Consider the following 6,581-nt stretch of genomic DNA (forward strand, 5'->3'; position numbering starts at 1 on the left):
ACCCGTGGCCATCTCGTCGGCGTGGCCCGCAAGGCTTGGCCGTTTGGCAGAGCCCCCGCGACGCGGCTTTTGTTTGCGCCGCATGATTTGCGCACCGCTGATCCGACGACGGCGGGCGACATCTATTCCGGCTATTACGCCTTCGCCGGCCGCACCTTGCGCACCCATGGCGAATCACCCTTCGATTGCGCGCCGCCGAGCGATGCCTGGGCCGAGGCGCTGCACGGCTTCGGCTGGCTGCGCCATATGCGCTCCGCCGACACCGCGATCGCACGCGCCAATGCGCGCGCATTGGTCGAGGATTTCATTGCCAGGAAACGCTACCGCAACGAGGTCTCGCGCCGCCCCCATGTCGCGGCAAGGCGATTGATCTCCTTCCTGTCGCATTCGCCCCTGCTGCTCGAAGGCGCCGACCACGCCTTTTATGAGCGCTTCCTGCGCCATATCTCGCGCCTGACCGACCGGCTGACCTTGGCCCTGGCCGGCGCGGTCGACGGGGTGGCAAGGCTGCAATGCCTGATCGCGGTCTCCTTCGCGACGATCTGCCTGGACGGGCAGGATGCGCGCCGCCGGCGCTATGATCTGGCGCTCTCCGACGAGCTCGACCACCAGATTCTGCCCGATGGCGGCCATCTCAGCCGCAACCCCCGGCAGTTGATCGAGCTTCTGCTCGATCTCCTGCCGCTGCGCGAGACCTTCGCGGCGCGCGGGCTGGAGCCGCCGCGCGGCGTGCTGATGGCGATCGAGCGGATGATGCCGCATCTCAGGCTGTTCCGGCATGGCGACGGCGCGCTCGCCTTGTTCAACGGCATGGGCACGACACCGCCCGATCTGATGGCGACGCTTGCCGCCTATGACGACGCCCGCGCCCGGCCGATCGAGCAGGCGGCCTATTCCGGCTACAGTCGGCTGTCGGGAGACCGCAGCATCGTCGTGGTCGATGCCGGTGCGGCACCGCGCGGCGCGCAGTCGATCGAGGCGCATGCCGGCTGTCTCGCCTTCGAATTTTCCAGCGGCGGTCAGCGTATCGTCGTCAATTGCGGCACGAGCCGCTTCGGCCCGCCGGAATTGCGCCTTGCCATGCGCAGCACCGCGGCGCATTCGACGCTCACCCTCGATGAGCGCTCCAGCGCAACCTTCGGGCTGGTGCTCGGCGAACGACGGATCATCGCCGGCCCGCAGGACGTGCGGGTCGCGCGTCAGGATACGCAAGCCGGCCCGGAATGGGTCGCAAGCCATGACGGCTACCGCCGCAGCCTGGGCGCCGTGCATACGCGCCGGCTGATGCTCGCCAAGGACGGCTCATCGCTCACCGGCGAGGACGAGATCGCCTTGTCCGCCGAGCGCGATACGCTACCGGCGGTGGCGCGCTTCCATCTCCACCCCAGCGTCAAGCCGAGCCTGATCCGCGAGGGCGAGGGCGCGCTGCTGGCGCTGCCCTCCGGCGAGGTCTGGGCCTTCGACGCCGGCGGGCTGCGCGTGACGATCGAGGAGAGCATCTTCCTCGCCTCGGCCGATGGCGGGCGCCGCACCGAACAGCTCTGCATCGATTTCGACGCCGTGGCGACGCCGCGGATCATCTGGCGTTTCAGCCGCGTCAGCGCCGCCCCGCCGCGCAGCGCGCGCCTCCGCAGCGAGCCAGCTCCGATCGAATTGCCGCTCGACCCGCCGGCCGAGGCCTGAGCCTTCACGGCAACGAGTTTTGCTTTGCGCGCTGCAGCATGATAGCTCGCGCGCAACAGTTTTTAAGCCAGCACCGGACTGAACCCAGATGCCGACAGAGCTTCGCCGCGTCGAACGCGCCCTCCTTTCCGTCTCCGACAAGACCGGGCTGATCGATTTCGCCCGCTCCCTGAACCGCCTCGGCATTGCCCTGGTCTCGACCGGCGGCACCGCCAAGGCGATCGCCGAAGCCGGCCTGCCCGTGACCGATGTCTCGGACCTGACCGGTTTTCCCGAGATGATGGACGGGCGCGTCAAGACGCTGCACCCGAAGGTGCATGGCGGCCTGCTCGCCATTCGCTCCCATCCCGAGCACCAGGCCTCGATGCTCGGCCACGGCATCGCGCCGATCGACCTGCTCGTCGTCAATCTCTATCCCTTCGAGGCGACGGTCGCGGCCGGCAAGCCTTATGACGACTGCATCGAGAACATCGATATCGGCGGCCCGGCGATGATCCGGGCTGCCGCCAAGAATCACAACGACGTCGCTGTGGTGGTCGAGCCGGCCGATTACGCCGCCGTGCTGGCCGACCTCGAGGCGCATAAGGGCGCAACCACGCTGACGCTGCGCCGCAAGCTCGCTCAGAAGGCCTATGCCCGCACCGGCGCCTATGATGCGGCGATCTCGAACTGGCTCGCCAATGAACTCGGCGACACGGCGCCGGCCTATCGCGCGCTCGGCGGCGCGCTTGCCGAGACGATGCGCTATGGCGAGAATCCGCATCAATGGGCAGCGTTCTACCGCACCCCGGAACAGCGTCCCGGCGTCGCCACCGCACGCCAGCTCCAGGGCAAGCAGCTCTCCTACAACAACATCAACGACACCGACGCCGCCTTCGAATGCGTCTCGGAATTCGACCCGGCGATCTCGGCCGCATGCGCCATCATCAAGCACGCCAACCCTTGCGGCGTCGCGACCGGCGCCACGCTCAGCGAGGCCTATGCCCGTGCGCTGGCCTGCGACCCCGTCTCGGCCTTTGGCGGCATCATCGCCTTCAACCGCACGCTGGACGGGGCGACCGCCCGCGAGATCGTCAAGATCCTGACCGAAGTGATCATCGCGCCCGACGCCGATGAGGAGGCGATCGCGGTCATCGCCGGCAAGAAGAACCTGCGCTTGCTGCTGACGGGCGGCTTGTCGAACCCGCGAGCCCCCGGCCTGTCCCTGCGCACCGTTTCGGGCGGCTTCCTCGCCCAGGCCCGCGACAACGCCGTCGTCGACGACATGGAACTCAAGGTCGTCACCAAGCGCCAGCCGACCGAGGCCGAGCTCGCCGATCTGCGCTTCGCCTTCCGCGTCGCCAAGCATGTCAAGTCGAACGCCATCGTCTACGTCAAGAATGGCGCGACCGTCGGCATCGGCGCCGGCCAGATGAGCCGGGTCGATTCCTCGCGCATCGCGGCCTGGAAGGCGGGCGAGGCCGCCAAGGCGCTGGGTTCGACCGAGAGCCTGGCCAAGGGCTCGGTCGTGGCGTCGGACGCCTTCTTCCCCTTCGCCGACGGCCTGCTGGCGGCAGCCGAGGCCGGCGCGACGGCGGTGATCCAGCCCGGCGGCTCGCTGCGCGACGACGAGGTCATCAAGGCCGCCGACGAGGCCGGCCTCGCCATGGTCTTCACCGGACACCGCCACTTCCGGCATTGAGGCGGCACACCCGCTTCCCCCTCCCCATCATTCCGGGCGACCGAAGATCGTCCCGGGATGACGCTGCATTCTTGACGAGGGGGTCGACGTCTTCCCCAACAGGGCCTTACTCTACCCCCGTGGGGATGAGGGCGGCATGACGCAGGACCATGGCGGACGCACGCTGCTGCGCGAACGCGTCGCGCATCAGCACAATAAGGTCTCGTTCGTCGAGCTGTTCTTCGATCTCGTCTTCGTCTTCGCGATCACCCAGATCTCGCACACGCTGCTGGAGCATTTTTCGCCGCTCGGCCTCGCCCAGGCGGTGCTGCTGCTCGGCGCGGTCTGGTGGGTCTGGGTCTATACGAGCTGGGTGACCAACTGGCTCGACCCTGAGACGACGCCGGTGCGGTTGATGCTGTTCGCATTGATGTTCGCCGGCCTGATTCTCTCGACCTCCCTGCCGGAAGCCTTCGAGGGACGCGGCCTGATCTTCGCCTGCGCCTATGTGGCGATGCAGCTCGGGCGCAGCATCTTCACCATGCTGAGCCTGAGGGCCTATAGCCCGGCGAATTTCCGCAATTTTCGACGCATCACGCTCTGGCTTAGCCTGTCCGGGCTGTTCTGGATCACAGGGGGATTGGCTGACGGCGAGATGCGCTTCGGGCTCTGGGCGCTGGCGCTGGCCATCGAATATGCCGGCCCCGCGCTCGGCTTCCGCGCTCCCGGCCTCGGCCGTTCGACGACCAGCGACTGGGATGTCGAGGGGGGCCATCTGGCCGAACGCTGTGCTCTGTTCATCATCATCGCGCTCGGGGAATCCATCCTGGTGACCGGCGCGACCGCGGCGAAGCTCGCCGCGACCCCGGCCAACATGCTGGCCTTCGCCAACGCCTTTCTGAGCTCGATCGCGATGTGGTGGATCTATTTCCATATCGGCGCCGAGCGCGGCAGCGAGCGGATCGCCCATTCCGACGACCCTGGGGCGATCGCCCGCATCGCCTACACCTATATCCATCTGCTGCTGGTCGCCGGGATCATCCTGGTCGCCGTCGGTGACGAGTTCGTGCTGGCCCATCCCGGCGGGCACACCGAGGCGAAGGTCGCCATCGCCGTCATTGCCGGGCCCGGCTTCTACCTGCTCGGCAATCTGCTGTTCAAGAAGGTCACGGCCGGCTGGTATCCGCTCTCGCATCTGGTCGGGCTCGGCCTGCTCGCTGTGCTGGCGCTGTTGCCGGGCTTTTTGCCGCCGCTGGCCTTCAGCCTCTCGGCGACCGCCATTCTCGTGCTCGTCGCGGCCTGGGAAGCCCTGTCCCTGCGACCGAAGGAGGCCTGAGCCCATGCACACCATCAAGGTGATCGCCGGCGGCTTCGCCTTGCTCGGCTTCCTGCTCTTCCTGGCGCCGCGGCTCGGCATCTCCGGAGGCAATCCGATCGCCTTCGCGGTCAGGCTGTTCATCCCGCTCTGGCTGGTTGCGGCGCTGGTCAATCTCTGGATCGGCGTCAGCCGCGCCGGCTACAGCGTGATAGAGGAGCTGCCGATCGGGCTTGCCGTCTTCGGCGTGCCGGCGCTGGCGGCTCTGGTCATCGCCTGGATGTTCGGTAGGATGATGGGATGAGCCTCGCTTCAGTCCGCGCCTTCTTGTCCGAGCACGCCCCCGACATCAGCATCATCGAGACGCCGCAGAGCAGTGCGACGGTCGCGCTCGCGGCGGCGACGCATGGCGTCGAGCCCGCCCGTATCGCCAAGACCCTGTCACTGCGCATCGGCGAGCGCGTCGTGCTCGTCGTCGCGCGCGGCGATGCCAGGCTCGACAACAAGAAGGTCAAGGCGGCGCTCGGTGGCAAGCCGCGCATGCTTGACGCCGAGGAGGTCGTGGCGCTCACCGGCCATCCCGTCGGCGGCGTCTGCCCCTTCGGCCTGGCGACGCCGCTGCCGGTCTATTGCGATCTGTCGCTCAGGGCCTTCGACGAGGTCGTGCCGGCGGCGGGCTCGCCCCAGAGCGCCCTGCGGATCAATCCGGAGCGGATGGCGGCCCTGACCCAGGCGCAATGGGTCGATGTCTGCCAGGACGTCGCCTGAAACCAGGCGTCCTCAGGCCACGCGTCAACCCTTCGCACTGAGGCGCTCGATCAGCGCCATGGCGGCGGCGGGATTGCGGACCTTGTCGCCGCTGATGACGTAGAGAAAAACGTCTCGTGGCGCAGCCGCCGGCCCGACCGAGGCGACGGCCTGCAGATCCGTCGGCGCCCCGCCGCCGGCCCATTCGCGCGCCCGCTTCGCCCAGGCATCGAGATCGCTCTCGGAATAGCCCTTCGGCTGCGCCTCCTTCGTGCCCATGATCCGGGCATAGACGAAGGGCGCGGTCACATCGGCGATCTGGGTGTAATCGGAATCGCCCGCGACCACCACGGCGACCTTGTATTCGCGCAGCAGGGCGATGAAATCGGGCGAGCGGAAGCTGTCATGCCGGACTTCGACCGCATGCCGGATCGCCTGGCCATCGACCTCATGCGGCAGGAGCTTCAGAAAGGCCTCGAAATCGGCCGGATCGAAGCGTTTTGTCGGCATGAACTGCCAGTTGATCGGCCCGAGCTTCTCCTTCAGCTCGAGCACGCCGCCGGTGATGAATTTCTCGATCGAAGGCGCCGCTTCCGCGAGGATGCGGCGGTTGGTGATGTAGCGCGAGCCCTTGAGCGCGAAGACGAAGCCGTCGGGCGTTTCCGCACGCCATTTGGCAAAACTCTCGGGCTTCTGCGAGCCGTAATAGGTGCCGTTGATCTCGATCGAGGTCAGCTTGCTGCCGGCATATTCGAGCTCGCGCTTCTGCGACAGGCCGTCGGGATAGAACGTACCGCGCCAAGGCTCGAACACCCAGCCGCCGGTGCCGATATGGATCTTGCCTGTATTGGGAGCCATGTCTTGTCCTCGCGGTTACGAGCGGCCCGCCTGGGTTTCAAACGGGCTCATCGGCCTGGATTATTCCTGTTTGGGACGGTGGGAGCCACCCGTTTCCACGCCGTATGGGGCGTATCCTCTCAATGCCGAAGGGGAGCACCGAGTCGTGTCAGGAGCCCGGCCTCTGCATCGCGGAAGACAGTCCGGAAACGCAAAAAGCCGCCCCAAAGGGCGGCTTGTATAGTTTGGTTGCGGGGGCTGGATTTGAACCAACGACCTTCAGGTTATGAGCCTGACGAGCTACCGGGCTGCTCCACCCCGCGATAAAGGTGTGTTTGG

6 protein-coding genes and 1 tRNA gene are annotated in these 6,581 nt (G+C 67.1%); 5 read left to right on the top strand and 2 right to left on the bottom strand.

Going from position 1 to position 6,581, the window contains the following annotated elements; all coding sequences use genetic code 11:
• The first annotated feature begins 87 nt into the window (after window positions 1-87).
• The 5 genes from CYD53_RS28155 (at window position 88) to CYD53_RS28175 (ending at window position 5,426) form a co-directional block, all read left to right on the top strand.
• Window positions 88-1,683 (top strand): heparinase II/III family protein, encoded by a 1,596-nt coding sequence (locus CYD53_RS28155; RefSeq protein WP_245928470.1) that lies wholly within the window; start codon window positions 88-90, stop codon window positions 1,681-1,683.
• An 88-nt stretch (window positions 1,684-1,771) separates the two neighbouring features.
• Window positions 1,772-3,364, top strand: a complete 1,593-nt coding sequence (purH, locus tag CYD53_RS28160) for a bifunctional phosphoribosylaminoimidazolecarboxamide formyltransferase/IMP cyclohydrolase (protein ID WP_103721393.1) — start codon at window positions 1,772-1,774, stop codon at window positions 3,362-3,364.
• Between the two features lie 136 nt (window positions 3,365-3,500).
• The gene (locus CYD53_RS28165; RefSeq protein ID WP_103721394.1) at window positions 3,501-4,679 is read left to right on the top strand and encodes a low temperature requirement protein A; all 1,179 of its coding nucleotides are present in this window, start codon (window positions 3,501-3,503) and stop codon (window positions 4,677-4,679) included.
• Window positions 4,680-4,683: 4 nt separating this feature from the next.
• Window positions 4,684-4,962, top strand: a complete 279-nt coding sequence (locus CYD53_RS28170) for a hypothetical protein (protein ID WP_103721395.1) — start codon at window positions 4,684-4,686, stop codon at window positions 4,960-4,962.
• A complete protein-coding gene (locus CYD53_RS28175; RefSeq protein WP_103721396.1) occupies window positions 4,959-5,426 on the top strand; it encodes a YbaK/EbsC family protein in 468 nt (155 codons plus the stop codon). Before CYD53_RS28170 ends, CYD53_RS28175 begins: the two co-directional genes overlap by 4 nt.
• 24 nt (window positions 5,427-5,450) lie before the next feature.
• On the opposite strand, the gene CYD53_RS28180 is transcribed toward CYD53_RS28175, so the two are convergent.
• Both CYD53_RS28180 and CYD53_RS28185 read right to left on the bottom strand, forming a co-directional pair.
• Entirely contained in the window at window positions 5,451-6,263 is an 813-nt protein-coding gene (locus tag CYD53_RS28180) for a DUF72 domain-containing protein (RefSeq protein WP_103721397.1), read from the bottom strand.
• A gap of 225 nt (window positions 6,264-6,488) precedes the next feature.
• Window positions 6,489-6,565: transfer RNA gene (locus CYD53_RS28185), tRNA-Met, on the bottom strand.
• Window positions 6,566-6,581: the final 16 nt, after the last annotated feature.

Source organism: Allobosea psychrotolerans (assembly GCF_002917105.1).
GTDB classification, from domain to species: Bacteria; Pseudomonadota; Alphaproteobacteria; order Rhizobiales; family Beijerinckiaceae; genus Allobosea; species Allobosea psychrotolerans.